Annotated in this window: 18 protein-coding genes; 8 read left to right on the top strand and 10 right to left on the bottom strand. The window is 68.0% G+C overall.

Going from position 1 to position 23,221, the window contains the following annotated elements:
- Nucleotides 1-6: 6 nt before the first annotated feature.
- Both BSZ40_RS04835 and BSZ40_RS04830 read right to left on the bottom strand, forming a co-directional pair.
- Nucleotides 7-432, bottom strand: coding sequence for an OsmC family protein (locus BSZ40_RS04835; protein ID WP_073823880.1), 426 nt, complete (start codon nt 430-432; stop codon nt 7-9).
- Nucleotides 433-498: 66 nt separating this feature from the next.
- On the bottom strand, nt 499-993 hold the full coding sequence (locus BSZ40_RS04830) for a DUF2505 domain-containing protein (protein ID WP_073823877.1): 495 nt from the start codon (nt 991-993) through the stop codon (nt 499-501).
- Nucleotides 994-1,076: 83 nt separating this feature from the next.
- Between BSZ40_RS04830 and BSZ40_RS04825 the strand changes: the two genes are divergently transcribed.
- Nucleotides 1,077-2,537, top strand: coding sequence for a sensor histidine kinase (locus BSZ40_RS04825; protein WP_073823875.1), 1,461 nt, complete (start codon nt 1,077-1,079; stop codon nt 2,535-2,537).
- A 212-nt stretch (nt 2,538-2,749) separates the two neighbouring features.
- Complete coding sequence (locus BSZ40_RS04820; protein ID WP_073823873.1) at nt 2,750-4,516, top strand: DUF7926 domain-containing protein; 1,767 nt, start codon at nt 2,750-2,752, stop codon at nt 4,514-4,516.
- Nucleotides 4,517-4,685: 169 nt separating this feature from the next.
- Here the strand turns inward: BSZ40_RS04820 and BSZ40_RS04815 are convergent, their stop codons facing one another.
- Nucleotides 4,686-4,934, bottom strand: coding sequence for a WhiB family transcriptional regulator (locus tag BSZ40_RS04815; RefSeq protein WP_073823871.1), 249 nt, complete (start codon nt 4,932-4,934; stop codon nt 4,686-4,688).
- Nucleotides 4,935-5,125: 191 nt separating this feature from the next.
- Between BSZ40_RS04815 and BSZ40_RS11530 the strand changes: the two genes are divergently transcribed.
- On the top strand, nt 5,126-5,524 hold the full coding sequence (locus BSZ40_RS11530) for a hypothetical protein (protein ID WP_143180882.1): 399 nt from the start codon (nt 5,126-5,128) through the stop codon (nt 5,522-5,524).
- Here BSZ40_RS11530 and BSZ40_RS12060 read toward each other — a convergent pair.
- From BSZ40_RS12060 to BSZ40_RS04785, 6 genes are all read right to left on the bottom strand, one after another.
- Nucleotides 5,432-8,404 (bottom strand): FHA domain-containing protein, encoded by a 2,973-nt coding sequence (locus BSZ40_RS12060; RefSeq protein WP_073823869.1) that lies wholly within the window; start codon nt 8,402-8,404, stop codon nt 5,432-5,434. The two genes, BSZ40_RS11530 and BSZ40_RS12060, sit on opposite strands and share 93 nt — an antisense overlap.
- A 33-nt stretch (nt 8,405-8,437) precedes the next feature.
- Entirely contained in the window at nt 8,438-9,775 is a 1,338-nt protein-coding gene (locus BSZ40_RS04805; RefSeq protein ID WP_073823867.1) for an ABC transporter permease, read from the bottom strand.
- Nucleotides 9,772-11,139, bottom strand: a complete 1,368-nt coding sequence (locus tag BSZ40_RS04800) for an ABC transporter permease (protein WP_073823865.1) — start codon at nt 11,137-11,139, stop codon at nt 9,772-9,774. Before BSZ40_RS04800 ends, BSZ40_RS04805 begins: the two co-directional genes overlap by 4 nt.
- Complete coding sequence (locus tag BSZ40_RS04795; protein WP_073823863.1) at nt 11,136-11,876, bottom strand: ABC transporter ATP-binding protein; 741 nt, start codon at nt 11,874-11,876, stop codon at nt 11,136-11,138. The genes BSZ40_RS04800 and BSZ40_RS04795 overlap by 4 nt, the downstream gene beginning before the upstream one ends.
- Before the next feature lie 88 nt (nt 11,877-11,964).
- Complete coding sequence (locus BSZ40_RS04790; protein WP_073823861.1) at nt 11,965-12,633, bottom strand: response regulator; 669 nt, start codon at nt 12,631-12,633, stop codon at nt 11,965-11,967.
- Nucleotides 12,630-13,967, bottom strand: coding sequence for a sensor histidine kinase (locus BSZ40_RS04785; RefSeq protein ID WP_084542632.1), 1,338 nt, complete (start codon nt 13,965-13,967; stop codon nt 12,630-12,632). The genes BSZ40_RS04790 and BSZ40_RS04785 overlap by 4 nt, the downstream gene beginning before the upstream one ends.
- Nucleotides 13,968-14,049: 82 nt before the next feature.
- On the opposite strand from BSZ40_RS04785, the gene ligA reads away from it, so the two are divergent.
- Nucleotides 14,050-16,386, top strand: coding sequence for an NAD-dependent DNA ligase LigA (gene ligA / locus BSZ40_RS04780; RefSeq protein WP_073823859.1), 2,337 nt, complete (start codon nt 14,050-14,052; stop codon nt 16,384-16,386).
- A 106-nt stretch (nt 16,387-16,492) separates the two neighbouring features.
- Here ligA and BSZ40_RS04775 read toward each other — a convergent pair whose 3' ends face one another.
- Nucleotides 16,493-17,779: a phospholipase D-like domain-containing protein gene (locus tag BSZ40_RS04775; protein ID WP_073823857.1), complete on the bottom strand. Its 1,287-nt coding sequence runs from the start codon at nt 17,777-17,779 to the stop codon at nt 16,493-16,495.
- Between the two features lie 57 nt (nt 17,780-17,836).
- Here BSZ40_RS04775 and gatC point away from each other — a divergent pair, with 57 nt between their 5' ends.
- The 4 genes from gatC (at nt 17,837) to BSZ40_RS04755 (ending at nt 22,820) form a co-directional block, all read left to right on the top strand.
- Nucleotides 17,837-18,136, top strand: coding sequence for an Asp-tRNA(Asn)/Glu-tRNA(Gln) amidotransferase subunit GatC (gene gatC / locus BSZ40_RS04770; RefSeq protein WP_073823854.1), 300 nt, complete (start codon nt 17,837-17,839; stop codon nt 18,134-18,136).
- Nucleotides 18,133-19,641 carry an Asp-tRNA(Asn)/Glu-tRNA(Gln) amidotransferase subunit GatA gene (gene gatA / locus BSZ40_RS04765; RefSeq protein WP_073823852.1) on the top strand — a complete coding sequence of 503 codons (1,509 nt, stop codon included), beginning with the start codon at nt 18,133-18,135 and terminating at the stop codon, nt 19,639-19,641. The genes gatC and gatA overlap by 4 nt, the downstream gene beginning before the upstream one ends.
- Nucleotides 19,638-21,137 carry an Asp-tRNA(Asn)/Glu-tRNA(Gln) amidotransferase subunit GatB gene (gatB, locus tag BSZ40_RS04760; RefSeq protein WP_073823850.1) on the top strand — a complete coding sequence of 500 codons (1,500 nt, stop codon included), beginning with the start codon at nt 19,638-19,640 and terminating at the stop codon, nt 21,135-21,137. Before gatA ends, gatB begins: the two co-directional genes overlap by 4 nt.
- 300 nt (nt 21,138-21,437) lie before the next feature.
- On the top strand, nt 21,438-22,820 hold the full coding sequence (locus BSZ40_RS04755; protein WP_073823848.1) for an NAD(P)-dependent malic enzyme: 1,383 nt from the start codon (nt 21,438-21,440) through the stop codon (nt 22,818-22,820).
- Nucleotides 22,821-23,221 lie beyond the last annotated feature (401 nt).

The following is a 23,221-nucleotide window of genomic DNA, read 5'->3' as shown; positions in this document are numbered from 1 at the left end:
GTCTCCTTAGTCTGCGGCAGCTTCGTCGACCAGCCGGAACGAATACTCGGCGCCGTGGCGCAGGGTGTGGCCGATGGTGCAGTTCTTCTCGATAGCCGCCGCCACACGGCCCCGCAGATTCTCCTCCGCGGTCGGCTCCAGGCCCGACAGGTCGGTCAGCATCTCCATCGAGATGGTGTCGTAGCGGTTCTCGTCGGCAGGTTTGGTGGATTCCACCCCGATGTGGGCCGAGAAATCCTCGCCCAGTGCCTGGGCAAACCGACGATCGGCCGACAATGTGTGGCAGGTGGCCAGCGCTAACTTCAGCAGCTCGCCGGGAGTGAACTGGCCGGGGCCATCGCCTATCTGTACCTCTGCGCCGGATTCGTTGCGGCCAACGTAGCTGCGGTTGCCTGTGCGGGTGGCCCACAGGGCCGGGTGTTGTTCAGTCATGCCCCCATGGTGACACGCAGCGGGCGGGGGGCGCGTGCCAGCACGCCGCCCCCCGCCCAGCCCAGGTCAGCCCAGGAGCTTTTCCACCAAGGCCGCGTCCATGGCAAAGGCCCGCGGCACCCGGGCCACGGCCTGCTTCTCCACCGTTCCGCCCAACAGCGGAATCTTGACCTCCAGGTCGCCGTCGATCACTCGGCGAGACCCGGTGGCGGTGGCCTCGATGCGGGTCGTGGCGTGGAACGAAACCGTCGGCTTTTCCATCACCGCGTGCAGCGTGCCGGTGCGGCTACCGTCCGCGCCGGGGGCGGACCAGGTCTCCTCGATCTGCACGTCGCGCGAGCCGGGGATGAACTTGCGGAACTTTTCCGGCGCCATCTCCGGGGTGAGGCTCACGGTGAAGGCCAAGCGGGAGGAGCCGTCGGCGGCCACCTCCACCTGGGGGACGGCGACGTCTCCGCCGGCCAGGGCGGCGCGCGCCTCGACCAGGGACTGGGAAGTCAGGACCTCGCCCAGGCGGGCGGGGGTAGCGGAGAAGTCGTCAGCGTGGGACAACGTTGTCATGGAAACTCCCGAGACTAGGGTGTTGATGAAACCCCGATAGGCTAGCAAGCGTGCCGCACTTAAATGACATATTGCACGTTGCAATGTCGGATCGATTTTCCCAAGAGGACGCCGTCTGGGTGCATCGCCTGGTCGCTGACTGGCAGGTGCTAGCAGACCTGTCTGCTTCGGACCTGTTGTTGTGGCTACCTATCGCTGAGTCGCGTTTCGTGGTGGCTGCTCACTGTCGACCCGCCACCGGCCAGACGGTCCACATTGACGACCTCATCGGACGGCACCAGCCGACGGCGCGCGCCGAGACCCTGGTGGAGGCCCTGGAGACGGGGGCGATCGTCGGGCCGTTGGATACCCGCTGGACCGGGTCCTACGCGGTGGCGGAGCGGCTGATTCCGGTGCGGCACAACGGCCGCACCATCGCCGTGCTGGCCATGCAAACCAACCTGGGGGCCGCCCACGCCCCCACCTCGGAGCAACTGTGGAAGTCGCAGGCGGCCGAGATTTTGTGCGACATGATCGTGGCCGGCACTTTCCCGTGTGAGGAAAGCCCGGGTTTGCGGCGCGGCAGCCCGCGCGTCGTGGACGGGGTCTTGCGACTAGACACCGACGGGGTGGTGTTGCACGCCAGCCCCAACGCTATTTCGGCATTCTCGCGGTTGGGCGTGTGCTCCCCGCTCGTCAATTCCGTCCTGGCCGAGTGCGTCACCAACGCGCTGGAGGACTACACCCAAGTCGACGAGACGCTGGCGGTGGTGCTGATGGGGCGCGCATCCTGGCGGACGGAAGTCGAGGCGCGGGGGCAGCACTTGTCTTTGCGGGCAATCCCGCTGACGGACGGGGCCGAGCGGCTGGGGGCCGTGGTGCTGGTGCGCGACATCACCGAGATCCGGGATCGGGAACGGGAGTTGATGACGAAGGACGCCACCATTCGCGAGATTCATCATCGGGTGAAGAACAATTTGCAGACGGTGTCGGCGCTGCTGCGATTGCAAGCCCGGCGCTCCGATAACTCCGAGGTGCGGCAGGCCCTCGGGGAGGCCGAGCGCCGGGTGACGATGATTGCGATGGTGCATGAGGCGCTGTCGCACACCATCGACACCCGCGTGAGTTTCGATGAGGTAGTGGGGAGAATCGTGCGCCTGGCGGCGGCGGTGGCAACTTCGGACCACACGGTCACCACCCGCATTGAGGGAAGCTTTGGGCAGGTGGACGGTGATGCCGCCAGCGCGCTCGCGGTGGTGCTCTCGGAGCTCGTGTCTAACGCTGTTGAGCACGCCTTCGCCGATCGGGATGGGGAGATCCTGGTGACGGCCGCCCGCGATGAGGAGCAACTGGAGATCCACGTGTTGGACGACGGCGCGGGAATCAGCCCCGGCGCCTCTGGCTCGGGGTTGGGCACCCGGATCGTGCAGACGCTAGTGCGGGGGGAGTTGGCTGGCTCTATCGAGTGGCGCGCGCGCAGCACCGGGGGGACGGACGTGAAAATTCGGGCCCACTGGTTGGGGGCCCACGGGCGGCGGCAGGCCCGGGCGCAGGCGAGGAACTAGCGCGCGGCGAGCCGCATTTTGCCGTGCCGCGGGGCCGAAACCGCCCTGAAGCGTTTCAAGTTCGGAATATCACACCCTCTCAACCGTTACAGATGTTACACAGGGGCAAATCGGGGCAAATTAGGGGCGTTCACAGGCTAGTCTCAGGGATGGGGTTAGCTACTCTTTTTAGAACGCATGTTTAAGCACCTGTGCTTGGAAGGAAAACACTGATGACGAGAAGTCGCTCGATCAGGACGTGGCTGGGGGCGGTAGCTACCGCTTTCGTCGCCCTGGCCGTGGTCTTTGGGTTCGTCAACGCCGCCACTGGCTCGGCGGCCGCGGACGTCAACCCGCAAATCAAGATTGAAAACTTGAGCTGGCAAAAGACCGACATAAGCGGCAAGGTCCACCCGGACCAGACCATGCTGCGTCGCTGGCAGTTCATGACCGCCTCCTTCGACTGGAACGGCACCGCCGCAAACCTCAAGGCTGGCGACCAGTTCCGGATCGAGATCCCGAAGGACTCCGCGTTCAAGATCTGGGAAGGCCAGACCAAGAACCTGGAAGTTGACTACGACGGCGGCAAGGTCTCCATCGGGACCTGCACCCTGACCTCCTCGGCCGTGGACTGTGTCTTCGACCAGAAGGTTGACGAGCTGCGCGCCCAGGGCTTCTCCGAGTTCCGCGGTTCCGGCTCTGTGCTGCTGGAGGCCTACAAGGCCACCGACGTCGGCACCCTGACGTTCACCGTCAACGGGGAAGAAAAGGTGCTGAAGGTGCCCGGCGGCAAGGTCGGCGTCTGGCCGTTCCAGAAGAGCGAGTTCTACAAGTGGGCCAACGGCCTGACCAAGGAGTCCAACCGGATCTACTGGCACATCGAGTTCGGTACCGCCTACGTGGCGAAGAAGCTGAACGAGGCGGGCAGCAAGGTCGTGTTCGATGGCAACCAGCGCTCGACCCTGGTTTTCGAGGACACCCTGGAAGACGGACACACCTTCGTCCAGGACCCCTCCAAGTGGCTGCTGGTGTTGCGCGACCAAGACCAGAGCACGGTGGGGCGCTGGGAGGCGTTGGTGCGTGGTGACGGCTCCGACGTGTCCACTAAGTACGGTGACTACGACATGTCCGTGACCTACCCGGCGCCCAACCAGGTGCGCATTGAGGTCACTGGCCCGTGGCAGAGCGACGTCAACATGCGCCTGTCCTACGAGTCGCAGCCCACCACCGACAACGGCCTCATCGACCAGAACCACACCTACCGCAACGCCGTGCGGCTGCTGCAGACCGATGTGGTCTCGTCGAACTCCATCAAGTACAGCTCGACCTTCGACATCAACGCGCGTATGGCGCCCGGCTTCGGCTCGCTGAAGTTCGTCAAGAACGTCACCGGTAACGCCGCTGACAAGGTTCCTGCCGACCAGCAGTACAGCCTGAACCTGCGCTACGTGCTGCCGGGTGGGGCCACCGCCAGCGTTTACGAAGGCTGGAAGGTCCCCGGCACCCTGGACGCCGACGGCACCGGAGGCAACGTCAACGTCAAGGTGACCAAGGACTCCCCCCTTGACCTGACCGACACCTTCCCGGTGGGCACCACGGTGACCATCACCGAGGAGGCCCCCGCCGCCACCGACGACTACACCTGGAACGCCCCCGTCATCAAGATCGACGGCAAGGACGCCACCTCCGTGGTGATCAAGGACCAGGTCCGGGCCGAGGTGCAGCTGACCAACGAGACGGTGGCCAAGCCGAAGCCGACTCCGACGCCGACGCCGACCCCGTCGGCCACGCCGTCGGCAACTCCGACGCCGTCGGTGACCCCGTCCGCCCCGGCGCCGGTCCCGAGCACCACGCCGTCCGCCCCGGCGCCGCAGCCGTCGGGCAAGCCGAAGCTGCCCAAGACGGGTGCCGACGCCGTGACCTTCGGGGTGTTGGCAACCGCTGCCGTGGCAGGTGGCGCCCTGCTGCTGGGGGTGGCTCGCCGCCGCAAGCGCGCCTAACCTAGGCTGCTGACGTTGTGGGGGTCTGCCGGATGGCAGGCCCCCACAACTGGCTTTGGAGGCAACGGCGTGCGGGGCAGCCGGGCGGCGCCCTGGTTAGCTCCCGCCGAGGAAAAATAAAAGGTGCTGCGGAATTACTCCGCAGCACCTTTCCAGTTGAGGCTAAGTACTAGCCTGCCCGCCGAGCCCGAGCGGCCCGTCGTTTAATAGAACGGCGCTCGTCCTCGCTCTTACCACCCCATACCCCGAAATCTTGGCCGTTCTTGATAGCCCAGTCCAAGCAGGTGGCGGTAACCGGACAACTAGCACAAATGGACTTAGCCTCTTCGATTTGGGCAATAGCCGGTCCCGTGTTGCCCACTGGGAAGAACAACTCGGGATCGTGGTCGAGGCACGCGGCGCTGCTACGCCAGTCCATTTCTGCTCCTTGTATGCTGGCGGCCACCCGCGCGGTGGTCGCCGTCCAACCAATTGCGCTACAGCTTCACATGTGAACAAACTGCCCACAAGGGGGGACAAGGCAACAATCTGGCAAACCCCCGGTGGGGATTGTCACACGCGTGTCGGGGGGTGAAGGATGACACGTTTACCGTGCGCTACCGTGGAGTGATGGTGAAGAGTGTTTTGCGCGAAAGTCTGGCCCAAATGCCGCGGCCGACGCTGCTGGCCTGGAGCCTGACCCCGGTGCAAATCCTCTTGCACCTGGCAATTGGGACACTGGCGTGGGCGGTCTACGGCTCCCAGTGGCTGGGGCGAGCGGCGCTGCTTGGCGGCAGCATGGTGCTGCTGGCGATAGCGTTCGCAGCGGGGGGCCGGGGCCTGCGGCAGGCCACCTTTTGGGCGCGACGATTGTTGCTGACCGCCTGCGGCCTTAGCGCGGTGACGATGCTGTTCTGGCTACCGGTCAGTCCGCTGCTAGTAGCCGGGGTGCTGCTCAACGTGCTGCTGGCCGGCGGTGTCCTCCACCCGGCCACCGGTGCCTTTTTGCAGCGACAGCGGTCCCTGTAGGCGAAGCGGCACGACGCTGCGCCCAGTTACTACCAGCGCCCCCCACGCCCCCGGCAGCGGTGGGCCGGGGTCCAGGCCGATCAGGGCCCGCACGACCCGGTGCGCCCCGGCCGTCACCACGAGCGTGCCGTGGGTGCGGGCGCGCCCGAGCGGGCCACGGGTGAGGGTCAGGGCATCATCCGGGGTGGTGACCGCGAGAACAGGGTGGCCCGGAGCATTGGCCAATTCGGCGCGAGCGGCGGGGCCGAGGAGGTCGTGGTCGTCGCAGACCAGCGGCTGGCACCCGGCGGCGCGCGCCTGGCGTGCCAGGTGGGCCAGGAGCGTGCTGCGGCCCGTCGACGGCAGGCCGATGATGAGGACGTCCCCGCACTCGCCCACCACCGCCCCGGCGGCCCCGTGCCCGAAGACGAGGCGGTCGGGGCCGCTGGCGGCAGTCAGGAGGGCGGCATCAGCGTGGGGTGGTACCGGCAGGAGGCGCGGGGGCGGCGGCCCGGTCCACGGGGGCGGGGGCTCGGTCGGGTGGGGGACGAGCGCGGGCCACCACTGGTCGGCGTGACGGTAGATGCCGTGCCCGGGCCGGGGTCGCACTGGGACGCGGCGGGCGGGGGCGGGTAGACAATCTAGGACGCCACCGCCGAGTGCCAAGATGCGCTGACAAGCGGCGTGCCAGCGGGCCGGCCGGGTATCGGCGCTCAGGATCAGCTGCACTCCGGCGGCTCCCGCCGCCCCCATTAGCTCCTCCACATCTAGCGCAGCGCAGGGAGGCGCGGGAATCCCGTCCAGCAAGAGCACGGCGGCGCTCGGGGCCTGTCCGATCCGCTGCACGAGCGCCTGCCAGTGTCTGGCATCGTCCCACCGGGCGAGCGTGCCCAGGCCCCCGTGTCCTCCCAACAGCTGCTGAAACGGCTGCGGATTGGCCGTGACAATATCGACGCTGCGCCCCGCGGCCAAGGCCGCGCTCGCGCAGGTCAGGATCGCGGTGGTGCGGCCCGTGCGTGGTGCCCCGAGAATGGCCAGGGGCTGGTCGCCTAGCCCGTGGGCGGTCCACGCCTGCGCGTCAATGTCATCAACAACGACGATGCCGACACCCGCCGTCGCCGGGGCGGGCAGGGGGGCGCGCCCGACGGGCAAACTGTCCGGCAGGGGCTCGGCCCAGGGCCGGGTGGGCGCGGGCCGACCAGCGGCTAGTTCGTCGGCTAGGGCGATGGCCTGGTCCGCCCAGGTGCCGAGGGCTGGGGTGCGGATCTGCACCAGTTCGTCGGTACGGATGAAGCCGTGCCCGGGGGCGGCGGGCAGGTGGGCGGCGGCGGGGGCGCCAAGCACGTCGGTGGAGTCAGCCTCCTGGGAGACACGCAGGCACACCCGCAGCGCGGTGTTGGCGGCGATGTCAGGGCTGATGGCCCCGGCGGGTCGTTGCGTGGCCAGCAGCAGGTGCACGCCGAGGGACCGCCCCTGGGCCGCCAGACGCACCAGGGAGTCGAGCACGTCCCGGTGGTGGTCTGCCAGGACCCGAAACTCGTCGACGGCGATAACGAGGCGCGGCAGCGAGGCCTGCTCGCCGGGCAGCCGCTGCAATGCCGCGATATCTGGGGCGCCTGCGGCCGTGAGCACCCGTTCGCGGCGGGCAACTTCGGCCCGCAGCGCCTGCAAGGCGCGGCTGGTGGCGGCCGGATCCAGGTCGGTGAGTAGGGTCGCAGTGTGGGGTAGCCGGGCCACCGGTCGCAGGCCGGCGCCCCCCTTATAGTCCACGAGGATGAAAACGAGGTCCTGCGGGCTGGCATGGACGGCGAGCGCCAGTAGCCAGTAGGCCAACAGCTCCGATTTGCCCGCCCCGGTGCGCCCCGCAATGAGGGCGTGCGGGCCGTCGTGCACCAGGTCCACCAGCTGGTTGGTGCCTGCCTCGGTGCGACCAAGCGGGAGCCGGAAGCTGGGGGCGGCCCAGCGGTGCGTGATATCTGCCCGGCTGAGGGGAATCAGCTCGTGCGCGTGGCAGGGGCGACCGGGCGGCGGGGAACCGGCCAGCCAGCGGTCCTCCGCATGGGCCAGCCAGTCGGCACCTGGCAGGGGCCCGGAGGCCTCGACCACCACGCACGCTTCCGCCGAGGGTGGGGGCTCGGTGTAGATGACCACCCCGGGGGTGGCGGGCAGGGCTGTTGCGGTCGGGCCGGGCCGTAGCTGCACGGTCAGCCCGTTGGCGTGCGCTTGCGCCGCTAGCCACAGCCCGAGGGCCCGCCGGTGCGGGCCGGTAGTTTGCAGCACCTGCCCGGCGCGGACGGACAGGTGGGTCGGAACCCGCGACGCGGGCCGGGCCGCGCGGCAGGCCCGCGTGTGCAGGACTATGCTCCGCCCGGGCCGCGGGGCGGCGGGAGGGGCTTGCCGCAGGCGGCCGGGCCGGGGCGGGGTGCGCTGGTGCCACAACCAACCGCCACCGCCGCCGAGCGCGAGCACCCCAAGGGCGGCCAGCGCCAGCGGTAAGGGGGAGCGGCGGCCGAACAGGAGAGGCACTAGCACCAGGAAGAGCGCTACCGGCACCAGCAGGCGGAGGGCATGGCTGAGCCACGGGGGTGGCCCGCTGCGCAGGGGAGCCGGGGCGCGGGTCCGTAAAGCCAGAACTGTGGCCCCTACGCGCAGTCGGCGCCCGGCTGCCAGCCGCACGGCGCAGCCCGGGCGAAGCCGCCGCCCCCGGTAGCGCAAGGGGGCCGCCCCCGGGCAGACCTCCAGGCGCACGCCGCGGCGCCCCTGCCAACACTTCGCCTGGCGGCGGGAGACGCTGGGATCTTGGAGCAGACCACTGGCGCGTCCCCACACCCGTGGGCGGGCCGTCACCGGGATGACGGCTCCCAGGTCCGGTCCGCGCGTGACTTCCAAAAAGGTCTGCACGCCCGCACCGTAATGTCCGCCGCTGGCCGCGCGCTATCCCTGTGGATAACCGGCCTCCGGGGAGGGCCGGAGGGTTTGCCAGCCCGCCGCCAACGCCCCGAATAGTCCGCCGCCGATCGCGATGAGTATGCAGAGCATGACGGGCGACCACGGCACGGTGACGGCCAGCCACTGCGTCGAGCCGGCCAACGCGGAGACGATGAGCAGCCCCAGGGAGATGCCAGTGGCGATCCCCACGCCCACCCCCACGAGCGAGAGCACGATTCCCTCCACCACGAACATGGTCCACAGCTGCGTGCGGGACATCCCCAGGGCGGCCAAGGTGAAGATCTGGTGACGGCGGGACAAAGCGGAGGAAATTAAAGCGTTGGTAATGCCGATGAAAGCCACGGCGGTGGTAATGGCCGCCAGTAAGGTGCTGAAGAGCAACATGCGGTGGATGGACACCTGCTGGGAGTGTAATTCCCCGGCTATGTTGTGCACGAAGTGTTGGGGCAGGCCGAAGGACTGGGCGGTGGAGAGCACGTCCGAGACGGCGTTTATCGACGACGGGTTGGTCAGCCGGACGCAGATTGCCTGGAGCGGAGCGGGGTTAGCGGACGGGGGCACGAGCAGATTAATGGTGGGTTGATGGTCCATCACGCGGACCCGATAGGTCCGATAGTTATTTTTTTGCCATTCTAGCGCAGCCAGCTGTTTCGCTTTGGTAGATTCGAACTCTTCCTCGGTTGAAGCGGTAAGGGGATTATAAGGGGCCAGGAAGACATCGATTTTTTGCCCGTCGGTTAATTCCAATCGTTCTGCCCCCGCGGGGCTGAGGAGGATTTCCTGTGCGGTCAGTGGTGGCCCCTTGACTCCGAACCGTTGATAGTGTTCCCAGTCGCTCTGGGTAGCGGAAAATAGGGCTTCGGCAAATACTCGGTCTCCACTGCGTAGGGCGTGCTCGGAGAGGGAGAGTCGGGCGGTGGCCGCCACGCCAGGCAGCCGCTCCACGGTGCTTTGCAGACGTGTGGCCTGTTCGGCGTCTGTGAGGGTCGACAGCTCAATATCACAGGGGAAGCGGGCGGCAGCCACCCGCGTTATCGACGTATTAGCAGTGCCGGCAGCGGTGGCGGCCGCGATCACGATGGCCACCGCGATGATGAGCGGAACCAGTGCACGCATGGTGCGCCGCGGGCGGGCGGTCAGGCTCGCCAGGGCCAGCCGGGTACCGACACGGAAGCGGTTTGGGGCCAGCCTTTCGAGCGGGCCACGGACGGCGCGCACCAGGTGCAAAAGGCTGGGAATGGCCAGGCAAACACCCACCAGTATCAGCACCGAGGCGAGCAGCAGGGCCCCGATCTGCAGGGTGGAGAATTGAAAACCAATCATTGGATGTTCCACACCACCACGGAGCTGGCGTAAATGTACCGAAAGAGCGCTAGGCCCGCGACGATGGCAGCGGCGGCCAGGGCCAGGCGGGTCCAGCGATAGCTGGGCGAGCGGTGCCCCTGCGGGGCAGAACTATCCAATAAGCGCAGGCGGCGGAGCGGAGGAAAGGCGGCGATGGGGACGGCGGCGAGGGTCAGGGCAAACGGGAGTATCACCGCCAGCGGGGTGCTGATATTCCCCACCTGCGCCGGGCTGACCCCGAAGAAGTCTGCGATAAACACGTTAAAAAACAGTGAAAGGAAGTGTCCCGTCACCAACCCGGACACTCCGGCGGCCAGCCCGACCGCCAGCGCCCCCCAAGCCAACGGCCGGTAGAGCTGCCGCTGATCGGCGCCCAGCGCCCGCAGCAGGAGCAACTCACCCCGGTTGCGTTTGACCAGCAGGGAGAGCGCACTACCGGCCACCATGACGGCCGTCACCCACACCAGGCCCAGGAAGGCGCTGCCTAGCAGCAGCACCTGCAGCTGCAAAGGCCCCAGGATCGTCAACTGCTCGTCGATCAGTATGTCTACTGACTGGAAGCCGGGTGGCAGGTAGTGCACATCGGAGGCCTCGACGTCGGCGAGTTCTTGGCTGTCGAATTGCCCGGCGTCCACTGTCTCCCCGTCGGGGGACAACGTCGTCATGATGGAGTCCTCTACCTGGGCGGTTTCCACCCCCGGTTCAACCTCCACCGCGTAATCCGCCCAGTTGGTGATGAAGGAGGTGTCACGCGCCAGCTGTTCGGCCACCCCCGGGCTGGTGGCGTCCACGTAGATGGGAGCGAACTCGTGCAAGAAGTGGGCGGGGGAGGCCACGATGCCGACGACGGTGGTTTCCACCTCGGTAACTAGCTGCTCGTTGGCGGCGACACCGAGGTCTTCCCACCTGAGGTGCACGCTGTCGCCCACGCCAGCCTGCAGCTGTTGGGCCGCCTGGGAGGACAGCACGATGCCGTCCCGGTTGACGCCGCTGCCTTGCTGCAAGGGCGGCAGGGCCCGCCAGTCGCCCGCCTCGACGGCCCGGAGGGTGACGGTCTGGCTCCGGTCGGCGGCGGTCATGACGGCCGGCCAGGACACGAGCGACCGGACCGCGGCCACCCCCGGCACCTCTTCGAGCACGGCCATATCGGGCAGCGGCGCTGAGCCTGGGGTCAGGACCAGGTCGGCGTTGCCGACGTCCGTCCGGATCGCGGCGGCCATGGCTTGCTTGGTCAGGCTGTAGCCGAGGGGCAGCAGGCAGGCAAAGGCGGCGGCGACGCCGAGAGCTACCAGGGCCCCCACCCAGCTGCGCCGGGGGCCCGCCAGCCACAGCCGTCCAATCACAGGTAGGCCCCCAAAACCAGGGCATCAATCCCGGTCCGCACAGACTCGATGGTGGGCCGATCCACCTGCCCCACGATTTGCCCGTCCGCCAGCAACAGGACGCTGTCGGCGTGCGCGGCTGCGGTTGCCTCGTTGGTCATCAGCACCACGGTTTGGCCCAGTTCCCTCACTGTGGTGCGCAGCAGAGCCAGGATTTCGGCGCTGGCACGCCGATCGAGTATCGAGGTGGGCTCGTCCGCAAAGACCACCAACGGTTGGTGCATGAGGGCCCGGCCGATCGCCACCCGCTGCGCGAGGGCGGGCGGCAAGTCTGGCACCGGGCGGGGCAGCATCGCGGCCAGTCCCAGGGCGTCCACCACCCGGGTGAACCATCCTGCGTCAAGGCCGCGTCCGGCCAGTTCACACGTGAGGGTGAGGTTCTGCGTCACCGACAGGGGCGGCAAAAGCTGGGGCGTGGGGAACACGAAGCCGACCCGTCGCCGCACCGTCGTCAGCTGCTCCTCCGGCAGCCCCACGATCTCTTGCCCATCCAGGAGGATGCTGCCCGCCGAGGGGACCTGGAGTGCTCCCAGCAGGTGCATGAGCGTAGTTTTGCCCGCGCCGGCCGGTCCCATGATGGCGGTCAGCTGTCCGGCGGGGATAGTCAGACTGATGTTGGTCAGCACCCGGGTGACCTGGGGCGCTGGACCGATGATCTTGGTGACGTTCGTGGCCTCTATCACGGCTGGTGTTGGCATTAGTCCTCCCGCAGCTCACGATAATGCGGGCCCGGGGGACGGGCGTCGCGCCGCGGGATGATGACTTGATCCCCCTGGTGGCGGACGCTCAAGCTCCCGGGTGCACGAGGCCAGTTTCGTAGGCGGTAACCACGGCCTGGACTCTGTCCCGGGCACCGAGCTTGGCCAGGATACGCCCGACGTGGGTCTTGACCGTGGCCTCGGCGACGAAGAGGTCGGAGGCGATCTCGCCGTTGGACCGGCCGCGCGCCATCAACACGAGCACCTCACGTTCCCGCTCGGTCAATGCGTCGAGCACCTGCGAGTCGGTTTGGTGATCAGCAGGCAGGTGCTGGGCGACATGCGTCAGCAAGCGTTTGGTGGAGGACGGGGCGATGACGGCGTCCCCGTTGTGCACCGTGCGGATGGCCTCAAGCATGTCCTCGGGGGGTGCGTCCTTCAGGAGGAAGCCTGATGCCCCCGCCCGCACCGCCGTCAGCACGTACTCGTCCAGGTCGAAAGTGGTGAGCATGATGATGCGGGGCAGCTCGCCGCGTGCGGTGATGTGTTGGGTGGCGGTCAGGCCATCCATGTTGGGCATCCGCACATCCATGAGCACGACGTCTGCCGGGTGGTCGGCCAACAACCGCACCGCTTGGGCGCCATCGGAGGCTTCCAGCACCACCTCCATATCAGGTTGGGAAGCGATAACGAGGGCGAATCCGGCGCGCACCAGTTGCTGATCGTCGACTAGGGCTACGCGAATGGGGGCGGTCATGTTGGGTCCTTCGGATCGGGGTCGGGCGAGACGGGCGGACGGTGAGGCGTCGGCGCCGGGGCCACGGGCGGCGCCGGGGCGATGGGCGGGGCCGGGGCGGGGCGGGTGGTGGGCAACGGCCCGAGGGGAATGTGGGCACGCACCCGAAAGCCGCCGCCCTCGCGGGCACCCGCCTCCAGCGTGCCGCCGAAAGCGGCCACCCGTTCACGCATGCCAATCAGGCCGTGTCCCCGGCCGTCGCTGGTGGCGCCCACGCCGCGTCCGTTGTCCTCGATTACGAGGATAAGGGCGGAGGCAGTCCACTGCAGCAGCACGGTGGCGTTGGCCGCAGGGCCGGCATACTTGAGTGCGTTGGTCAGGCTTTCTTGCACCACCCGATGCACCGCCAACCCCAGCCCGGGGGGCAGCACGTGCGGGGTGCCAACCCTGACAATGGAAGTGGGCAGTCCGGCCTCCACGACGGTGTTTATGAGGGAATCCAGGTCGGCGCCCATGGGCTGGGGCAGCCGCTCCAAGGCATCCATCTCGGGTGTGCGCAGCACCCCCAAAATGGCGCGCATGTCGGTGAGGGCGGCCCGCCCGATCTCGGCAATGGTGGTCAGGGCCCGCTCGGCGGCCCCGGGGTCGGCCGCGGCCGCGTACCGACCGCCGTCGGCCTGCGCGATCACGACGGACAGCGAGTGGGCGACGATATCGTGCATTTCCCGCGCGATGCGGGTGCGTTCGGTGGCGGCGGCCGCGGCGGCCTCGTGGGCGCGCATATCCCCGGCCGCGGCGGCTTGGGCGGCGGCGGCGGCCGCGGCCTGCCGGGTCAGGCGGTGGCGCCAACCGAGCGTGGCGGCGGTGTGCATCGCGGCCAGGGCGGTGGCTGCCACCACTAGGCCGGTGGCCGTGGAGATAGTGTGCCTATCCAGGAGCACGGTGAGCAGAATGACCATGACGGTGGCCAGCCCCAACGCACTGTGGACAATGAGCGGGGCACACCGCGCAGCAACCCCCCACAGGGCCACCGGGAGCAGCAACGCGGCGGGCGGCACCGCCGCCATGCTCAAGACGGGAAAGACGGCGGCCAGCAGGCTCAGAAAGAAGGGCACCAGCGGGTGGCGCCGCAGGAGCACGACCGCCCCGCCCGCCCCCGCGGACAATAGGGTGCCAGCGACCTGGAGCAGGGGAGTTAGTCCAGCATCGGGTTGCGGCAGCGCCACCGCATCAACCGCGGTGAACACCAACATGCAGGTCACCGCCAGGCCCCCACGCAGGAAATCGGCACCGTCGACCGCCGGCCGCGGGCTCGTCGGCGGCGGCAAGAACGGACGGGGATGTTGGCGGGCCACGCCACCACCCTAAAGTGCCACGCTGCCCACAGCGTCCCCCTTCGGGCGGAGCAGCCCAGCTGGATGGGGAATGATGTAGCCCATGGAATTTGAGGTTGCTGCCCAAAGAGTGCAGGAATTGCGGGCCACCCTGCAGGCCGCGAGCGCGGAGTATTACGACACCGAACGCGAGGATGTGCAGGCCCTGACCTTTTCGGACGCCGAGTACGACGCACTCATGCACGAATTGCGGGACCTGGAGGCGCGCTTCCCGACCCTGCAAACCCCGCAGTCGCCAACGCAGCGGGTGGGGGGCACAGCGCCGGGCGCCACCAGCTCGTTTGCCCCGGTGACGCACGGCGAGCGCATGCTGAGTTTGGAGGACGTCTTCTCCCTGGACGAGGTGGCGCAGTGGGTCACGCGCGTGGGAGCCGACCAGTCCCCAGTGACCGCCGAGGTCAAGGTTGACGGTCTGGCCGTGTCCCTCACTTACGAGCGGGGCGTGCTCACGCGGGCAGCAACGCGGGGCGACGGCCGGGTCGGGGAGGAAGTCACCGCACAGGTGAGCACCATCCACGGTATTCCCGCCACGCTCGCCGGGCGAGACCACCCCGAGCTGGTGGAGATCCGGGGGGAGATTTTCTTCCCGGTGGACCTCTTTGCCCAGATGAACGCTGAGCGGCAGGCCGCCGGGCTGCCAACATTCGTCAACCCGCGCAACGCCGCGGCCGGCTCGGTGCGGCAGAAGGATCCGCAGATCACCGCCGCCCGGCCGCTGCGGTTCCTGGCCCACGGCGTGGGCGCCTGGCAGCAGCCGTCGGGCGGTGCTCCGGACACCCAGTCGGAGCTGTACCGGCTGTTGGCCGCCTGGGGGGTGCCGGTGGCCCCCCAGACGCAGGTGGTGCAGGGCGTGGACCAGGTGCTGGAATTCATTGACCACTGGGGGCAGCGGCGCGCCGAGATCGAACACGAGATCGACGGCATCGTATTGAAGATCGATTCCTTTGCCCGGCAGCGGGAACTGGGGACCACATCGCGCACGCCACGCTGGGCGGTGGCCTACAAGTATCCGCCGCAGGAGGTGCGCACCCGCCTGCTGGACATTGCCGTCGACGTGGGCCGCACCGGCCGGGTCACCCCGTACGGGGTAATGGAAAAGGTGCTGGTGGCAGGCAGCTACGTCTCCCACGCGACCCTGCACAACGGCTTTGAGGTGGCCCGCAAGGACGTGCGCATCGGGGACCTGGTGGTGTTGCGCAAAGCAGGCGATGTCATTCCCGAGATCGTCGCCCCCGTCGTCTCGCAGCGCGACGGCACCGAGCGCATCTTCCAGATGCCGACCACTTGCCCGGCCTGCGGGGCGGAGCTGGCCCCCACCAACGAGGGGGAAAAGGACCTGCGCTGTCCCAACGTGGCTGCCTGCCCCGCGCAGCTACGCGGCCGGATCGAACACTTGGCGAGCCGCGGTGCCCTGGATGTGGAAGGACTGGGGGAGGAGGCCGCCCGGGCCTTGACCAACCCGGATGCCACCCGCACCGCGGCGGTTGAGGCGCTCGCGGGCGGGGCAGGTTTGTGGATTGATGATGCGCGGCACGTGTTGAGTTCGGCGCAACTGGCGCTGCCTCCGGCCGAGCGGTTGGACGCCGCCCGGGCGTTGGTCGACGAGTGGGCGCCGAGCCAGCAGGCCCCGCTGACGAGTGATGCCGGGGTATTTGCCCTGCGCCCCCAGGATTTGCAGCAGGTGCGGATCTATCGTCCGGCCCGTTTTGCCAAGGCGCAGGAAGGCGACTGGCATTTCGTGCGGGCGTTTTGGACCACCCCGTCGGCGCCCCGCAAAGACGGCACGGTGGCCAAGCCGTCGGCTCCCTCACGCTCCACGTTGCAGATGCTGGACAACCTGGCCGCGGCGAAAGGCAAGGAGCTGTGGCGTTTCTTGGTGGCGTTGTCGATTCGACACGTCGGTCCGGTGGCGGCCCGGGCGTTGGCGGCAGAGTTCGGATCTTTGAACGCGATTGCGGCCGCCAGTGTGGAGGAGCTCTCCGCGGTGGAGGGCGTCGGGCCGGTGTTGGCCGCGTCGGTGCGACAGTGGCTGGCAGACGAACACAATGCCGCCACGGTCGCGGCCTGGCGGGAGGCCGGGGTGGCCTTTGCCGACCCGGCGCCGACGGCGGCGGAGCAATCGGTGGCGGACGCCCCCGCCGTGTTGGCGGGCCTGACGATCGTTGTCACGGGCACCCTCAGCGGTTTCACGCGCGAGGAGGCGGCGGCCGCCATTGTTGCCCGCGGCGGGAAGGCGGGCAGCTCGGTGTCGAAGAAGACGGACTACCTGGTGGCCGGGGACAAGGCCGGGTCGAAGCTAAAAAAGGCCGAGGCGCTGGGGGTGCCGGTGCTGGGGGAGGAGGAGTTCAACGAGCTGCTGGCGCGCGGGCCGGAGGCCTGAGACGGGCCGTCCGTCGGGCCGCCCCCAGTGTGGGCGGCCCGGCAGGACTCGCGCTCGCGGCGGCTGCCAGCGGTAGCGGCTGGGCGGGCCAGGCGGCCCCGCCCAGCTACATTAGGGGTGCCAGGGGCCGCAGCAGGCGCTCGCCGAGACGGTGCAGGTAGGGCCGGGCCTGCCACTCGTTCCAGGTCAGGCGGCGGGACTGGGACAGGTCCCGACGGAAGACCCCTTCCATCACGGAGGCGTACCGTTTGGAGACGAACTCCAGGTTGATCTCGTGGTTGCCGGTCAGGGAGAGGCGGTCAATGTTGGCGGTTCCGACGGTGGCCCACCGCCCGTCCACCGTCGCGGTCTTGGCGTGGATCATCGCGCCCTGGTAGAGCCAGATTTCCACCCCGGACTCCAACAGGCGCGTGAAGTGGGCCCGTGCCACCCAGTCGGCGACGACGTGGTTGGAGATCTCGGGAATGAGCACTTTGACGTCCACCCCCCGCCGGGCGGCAGCGATGAGGCTGCCCATGATTTCTTGGTCGGGAATGAAGTAGGCCTGTGTGATCCAGATGCGTTCCACCGCCCGGTCGCAGGCGTCGATGTAGAGGCCCCGCACGGGAAAGAGAAGCTTGGCGGGGGAGTTTTGCGCCGCCCGAATGCGGGCATCCCACTCGCGCGCCCCCCGGTCAGGCAGCGGGGTGTGTTTGTTGTCCCGGTAGAGGTTCCAAAAGTCGGTGAAGGCGTTGTCGAGCTCCCACACGCTCGGTCCGGTGATCTGCACGTGGGTGTCGCGCCACGTCTCCCGGTACAGCCCGCCGATGTTGTAGCCGCCGACGAACCCAGTGGTGGAGTCGACCACGAGGATCTTGCGGTGGTCGCGGCCGAAGTGGCGGGGGGAGAAGGACAGCATGCCGCGGTTGAACACGGGGATGCGCAGCACCTGCAATTTGCGCAGCCGGGGGAAACGGAAGAAACGGGGATCGACAACCAGATTGCCTAGGGCATCGTAGATGATCCGGACATCCACGCCGCGGCGCGCGGCCGCCAGCAGCTCGTCCTTGAAGGCCTGTCCCCACTGGTCAGATTTCCAAATGTAGGTCTCGAAGTAGACCCGGTTCTTGGCCTGCCGGATGGCGGCAAGCATCGCGTCGTAGAGGGCGCGGGCGTCGGTGTAGGTGGTGACCGAGCTGGCTGCCACCCGCACGGAGCGCGGCGGGGCGGTGAGGAACGAGTCGGGTTCGCTTTGGCGGCGGCGTCGGAGCCAGTCGGCGGTAATCACGGAGGCGACGGCGCCTGCCTGCGCCACGACTATGCCGGTAATCCACCACTTGGCGGCGGTCGTGATTTGTCGCCGGGTGGGCGGGGCGAGCAGACGAAGTCCCAGCTTTTGACGCCACGTGTTCATGGGCAAATCTAAGCAGAGGATGCGGTCAGGCAGGCACCGCCTCGCTAGGATGGCGCCATGACCACCTTTTCCACCGCCGAGGTCGCCCGCGTGGCCGCCCTGGCGCGCATTGAATTGACTAGCGAGGAGGTGGAGCGGCTCGCCGGCGATTTGCAAGTCATCACGGCTTCGATCGAGCGGGTGAGTGAAGCCGTGTCCGGTGATGTGCCGGCCACGAGCCACCCGCTCCCCCTTACCAACGTGATGCGTGATGACAACATCGTGCCGACTTTGGGGCAGGCCGCCGCCCTGGCGGGGGCCCCGGCTGCCGAGGACGGCCGGTTTGCCGTGCCACAGATTTTGGGGGAGGAAGCGTGAGCATTATTCGCTCTTCGGCGGCGCAGCAGGCCGCCGCCCTGGCGGCGGGCGAGCTCAGCGCCGTGGAATTGACGCAGGCGCACCTGGAGCGGATCGCGGCGGTCGACGACGCCATTCACGCCTTCCTGCACGTCAACACGGAGGAGGCCCTGGCAGCCGCAGCGGAGGTGGATGCCAAGCGGCAGCGGGGTGAGGAACTCCACCCGCTGGCCGGGGTGCCAATCGCTGTGAAGGACGTGGTGGTAACCAAGGGGCAGGTGACGACGGCGGCCTCCAAGATGCTGGAAGGCTGGATTCCGCCGTACGACGCCACCCTGGTGCGCAAATTGCGGGCGGCGGGCCTGCCGATTCTCGGCAAGACCAACATGGATGAGTTTGCGATGGGGTCTTCCACCGAGCACTCGGCGTTTGGTCCCACCCGCAACCCGTGGGATCAGGAGCGCATCCCCGGAGGCAGTGGGGGCGGCTCGGCGGCCGCGGTGGCCGCGTTCGAGGCGCCACTGGCGATCGGCACCGACACGGGAGGCTCCATCCGGCAGCCGGCCGCGGTGACGGGCACGGTGGGGGTCAAACCCACGTATGGGGCGGTTTCCCGCTACGGCTTGATTGCGATGGCCTCCTCGCTGGACCAGGCGGGGCCGTGCTCGCGCACCGTGCTGGACTCGGCGCTGCTGCAGGAGCTCATCTCGGGACGCGATCCGCTCGATGCCACCTCGTTGCCCGACCGCCACACCGGGCTGGTGGAAGCGGCGCGGGATGAACGGGACTTGACCGGCTGCAAGATCGGTATCGTCAAGGAACTGACCGGCGACGGCTACGCCCTGGGGGTGCGGGCGTCGTTTGAGGCCGCGGTAGAGCTGCTGGTGGGGCACGGGGCTGAGGTAGTGGAGGTCTCCTGCCCGTCGTTCGTCCACGCCCTGGATGCCTACTACTTGATTATGCCGGCTGAGGCGTCGTCAAACCTGGCGAAGTTTGACGGGATGCGGTTCGGGCTCCGCGTCGAACCCAGCGAGGGGCCGGTGACGGCCGAGCGGGTGATGGCCGCGACCCGCGGGGCGGGCTTCGGGCCGGAAGTAAAGCGCCGCATCATTCTGGGGACCTACGCGCTGTCGGCTGGGCACGTCGACGCGTTCTACGGGGCGGCCCAAAAGGTGCGCACCCTGATCCAGCGCGACTTTGAGGCCGCCTTCGCGCAGGCCGATGTGCTCGTCTCGCCCACCGCCCCCACCACGGCCTTTAAGTTTGGGGCCAAGGTGGACGACCCGATGGCCATGTACCTCAACGACGTGGCCACCATTCCGGCGAACCTGGCGGGGGTGCCGGGGTTGTCGCTGCCGTCGGGCTTGTCGGACGACGGCCTGCCTGTCGGCTTCCAGATCTTGGCCCCGGCCCGGCAGGATGCGTTGGCCTACCGGGTGGGTGGGGCCCTGGAACGACTGTTGGAGGCCACGTGGGGCGGGGCGCTGTTGGAGCGCGCTCCCGAGATTAAGGAGGCGGCGGCGTGAGCGAGCTGCTGGATTACGACGAGGTCACTGCCCGCTTCGACCCGGTGCTCGGCATCGAGGTGCACGTGGAGCTGGGCACGGCCACGAAGATGTTCGACGGGGCCCCCAACACGTTTGGGGGCGAGCCAAACGAGAACGTCACCCCGGTGTCGCTGGGGCTGCCCGGTTCGCTGCCGGTGGTCAACGGCGAGGCGGTGCGCTCGGCGATCCTGCTGGGCATGGCGCTCAACTGCCAGATCGCTGACTCCTGCCGGTTTGCGCGGAAGAACTACTTCTACCCGGACGTGCCCAAGAACTACCAGATTTCGCAGTACGACGAGCCGATCGCCTTTGACGGCTACCTCGATGTGGAGTTGGACGACGGCGAGATCTTCCGGGTGGAGATCGAACGCGCTCACATGGAAGAGGACGCGGGCAAGAACACCCACGTGGGCGGTTCGACGGGCCGCATCCAGGGGGCCGACTACTCGCTGGTGGATTACAACCGGGCCGGGGTGCCGTTGATCGAGATCGTCACGCGGCCGATTACCGGGGCCGGGGCGCGGGCCCCGGAGGTGGCGCGCGCCTACGTGCAGCACCTGCGCGACATCTGCCGGGCGTTGCAGATTTCGGAGGCCCGCATGGAGCGCGGCAACGTCCGCGCGGACGTGAACGTGTCGCTGCGGCCCAGCCCGAGCGCGCCGCTGGGCACCCGCACCGAGACGAAGAACGTCAACTCGTTTAGGGCCATTGAACGGGCGGTACGTTACGAGATGTCTCGGCAGGGCGCGCTCTTGGCGGCCGGGCAGGCCGTGACCCAGGAGACCCGGCACTGGCACGAGGACACCGGCACCACCTCGCCGGGTCGCGAGAAGAGTGACGCGGAAGACTACCGGTACTTCCCGGAACCGGATCTGGTGCCGATCGTGCCCGACCCCGCCTGGGTGCAGTCGCTGCGCGACTCCCTGCCGGAGTTGCCTGCGGTGCGGCGTCGGCGGCTGCTCGCCGAGTGGGGCTGCACCGAGCTGGAGATGCGCGACGTGCTGAATGCCGGGGCGCTGGACCTCGTGGACGCGACCGTGCAGGCGGGGGCCAGCCCGGCCGCCGCCCGCAAGTGGTGGCTCGGTGAGCTCGCGCGCGAAGCCAACGAGCGGGGGGTGGAACTCGGGCAGTTGCCCGTCACCCCGGCGCAGGTGGCCGAGTTGAGCGAGCTGGTGGCCGAGGGCAAGCTCAACGACAAGTTGGCCCGGCAGGTGCTGGCGGGCATGCTGGCCGGGGAGGGCTCGGCCCGCGAGGTCATGACCGACCGCGGGCTGGAGGTGGTCTCCGACGACGCGGCGCTGCTGGCCGCGGTCGACGAGGCACTGGCCGCCCAGGGTGACGTCGTCGCCAAGATCCGGGCCGGGAAGGTGCAGGCCGCCGGGGCCATCGTTGGCGCTGTCATGAAGGCCACCCGCGGGCAGGCCGACGCCGCGCGGGTGCGAGAGCTGGTGCTGCAGCGCGCCGCGGAAGGCTAAGTTGGCAACTGGCGGGCCGGGAGCGGCGAGCTCCCGGCCCGTTGCCGTGCCTGCCGTCGCGGGGCGAGGCAGGCCCATCCACGGTGGGGCGCGTGTGTGGGGGAGAACCAAAAAGTGGGGTAGGCGGCGGTGAAACCGCTGCAAGATCGTCCACCTGCGACCAGTGGACTACCGGCCAAGGCCCGATGGGGTCTACCTTTGCCTGCGGGCGCCCACTCATTGCGGGTGAGTCTGCAGCACGCGGGCCAAGCGCTCAGGTGAACAGTGGCGCTGTCGCGCCCGAGGGAGTAAGGAACTGTTATGGCTCAGCCGTCACCCAGCTACACCGTCGTCCTGCGCCTGGAGGCCAATGCTTCCCAGGCCGACGCTTCGACGATCATCGAGAAGGTCACGAGCACCGGCGGCATCGTGATGGGGCTGGATGTGGCTGACGCCGAGGACGGCCGCATCGCCTACGACTTAACGTTTGACGCCCGCGACTCGCAGCACCGCCTGGAGGTCGTCGGTCTCTTGGAAAACCTGGCGGGGGTAAAGGTCCTGACGGTTGGGGACTCGACGTTCCTATCTCACCAGGGGGGCAAGCTGGAGATCGCCTCCCGGGTGCCGCTGCGTAACCGGCGGGACTTGTCGCGGGCCTACACCCCGGGGGTGGCGCGGGTGTGTCAGGCGATCTACGACACCCCGAGTCGGGCGCGGGACCTGACCATCAAGCGCAACACGGTGGCCGTGGTGACGGACGGCACTGCGGTGCTTGGCATGGGCAACATCGGCCCGGAGGCATCACTGCCGGTGATGGAGGGCAAGGCCGTGCTGTTTAAGCAATTTGGTGGCGTGGATGCCTGGCCGGTGCCGCTGGCCACGACCGACGTGGACGAGATCGTGGCCATTGTTAAGGCGATTGCGCCGGCCTACGGGGGCATCAACCTGGAGGACATCTCGGCGCCCCGCTGCTTCGAAATCGAGGAGCGGCTGCGGGCCGAGCTGGACATCCCGGTGTTCCACGACGACCAGCACGGCACCGCCATCGTCACTCTGTCGGCTTTGATCAACGCACTGAAGGTGGTGGGCAAACGGATTGAGGATGTGCGCATCGTCATTTCGGGCGTGGGGGCCGCCGGTTCGGCGATCGCCAAACTACTGATGGCGCAGGGGGCGCGGGACATCGTGGGCTACGGCCGTACCGGGGCACTGAACGGCGAGCAGACGCAGGGCATGAACCCGCACCGCGAATGGCTGGCGAAGAACACCAACCCGCGGGGAGTGACGGGGTCCTTGGTGGACGGCCTGGCGGGGGCGGATGTCTTCATCGGGGTGTCGTCGGGCAACCTGTTCCCGGCGGAGGTCATCAAGACCATGGCGGCGGACCCGATCGTCTTCGCGATGGCCAATCCGACGCCGGAGGTAGACCCGATCGAGGCCGCCAAGTACGCGGCGGTGGTGGCGACCGGGCGTTCCGACTACCCGAACCAGATCAACAACGTGTTGGCTTTCCCGGGGCTCTTCCGCGGGCTGCTCGACGCGGGTGTCAAGGACATCACCAACGAACTCCTGCGGGTGGCGGCGGTGGCGATTGCCGAGGTACTGAGCGAGGACGAGATCAACTCGGCGTACATCATTCCGGGCGTTTTCGACCCGCGCGTGGCCAAGGCGGTGGCGGCGGCGGTGACCGCGTCGGTGCACTAAACGCGGCAGTTGTGCGAGCGGGGGCGGTGACCAACACGGGCACCGCCCCCGCATTTTCGTTGCAAAATCAAGGAAAAACTTCGAAGTGATCTGCTTCACAGCAGTTCGGGTTGACAGTGGGGAGTGTGGTGGCGTAGTGTTTCTTCTTGCCGCCGCGGAGGTTTGTGTGACTGGCGCGGTTGGTAATTCACCTGATTGATTGGCTCCTTTGTGGGGTTGGTTGGTTTGTGTGGGTGTTGTTTGGGAACTCAATAGTGTGTTTGTGTTTGTTTTTGTGTGTTTGTTTTTGCCTGGCTCTGTTTTGGGGTTGGGTGTTTTTGTCAGGGTTTCTGGCTTGGACCGTTTATGGTTTTTGTTGGAGAGTTTGATCCTGGCTCAGGACGAACGCTGGCGGCGTGCTT

It is taken from the genome of Buchananella hordeovulneris (genome assembly GCF_001907235.1).
GTDB classification, from domain to species: Bacteria; Actinomycetota; Actinomycetes; order Actinomycetales; family Actinomycetaceae; genus Buchananella; species Buchananella hordeovulneris.
This window is presented reverse-complemented; position numbering and strand designations above follow the sequence as displayed.

Bases quoted from the DNA above. Each gene is read 5' to 3' on its own strand.
- BSZ40_RS04835 (WP_073823880.1), bottom strand. From the start codon at position 432: ATGACTGAACAACACCCGGCCCTGTGGGCCACCCGCACAGGCAACCGC.
- BSZ40_RS04830 (WP_073823877.1), bottom strand. From the start codon at position 993: ATGACAACGTTGTCCCACGCTGACGACTTCTCCGCTACCCCCGCCCGC.
- BSZ40_RS04825 (WP_073823875.1), top strand. From the start codon at position 1,077: ATGTCGGATCGATTTTCCCAAGAGGACGCCGTCTGGGTGCATCGCCTG.
- BSZ40_RS04820 (WP_073823873.1), top strand. From the start codon at position 2,750: ATGACGAGAAGTCGCTCGATCAGGACGTGGCTGGGGGCGGTAGCTACC.
- BSZ40_RS04815 (WP_073823871.1), bottom strand. From the start codon at position 4,934: ATGGACTGGCGTAGCAGCGCCGCGTGCCTCGACCACGATCCCGAGTTG.
- BSZ40_RS11530 (WP_143180882.1), top strand. From the start codon at position 5,126: ATGGTGAAGAGTGTTTTGCGCGAAAGTCTGGCCCAAATGCCGCGGCCG.
- BSZ40_RS04805 (WP_073823867.1), bottom strand. From the start codon at position 9,775: ATGATTGGTTTTCAATTCTCCACCCTGCAGATCGGGGCCCTGCTGCTC.
- BSZ40_RS04795 (WP_073823863.1), bottom strand. From the start codon at position 11,876: ATGCCAACACCAGCCGTGATAGAGGCCACGAACGTCACCAAGATCATC.
- BSZ40_RS04790 (WP_073823861.1), bottom strand. From the start codon at position 12,633: ATGACCGCCCCCATTCGCGTAGCCCTAGTCGACGATCAGCAACTGGTG.
- ligA (WP_073823859.1), top strand. From the start codon at position 14,050: ATGGAATTTGAGGTTGCTGCCCAAAGAGTGCAGGAATTGCGGGCCACC.
- BSZ40_RS04775 (WP_073823857.1), bottom strand. From the start codon at position 17,779: ATGAACACGTGGCGTCAAAAGCTGGGACTTCGTCTGCTCGCCCCGCCC.
- gatC (WP_073823854.1), top strand. From the start codon at position 17,837: ATGACCACCTTTTCCACCGCCGAGGTCGCCCGCGTGGCCGCCCTGGCG.
- BSZ40_RS04755 (WP_073823848.1), top strand. From the start codon at position 21,438: ATGGCTCAGCCGTCACCCAGCTACACCGTCGTCCTGCGCCTGGAGGCC.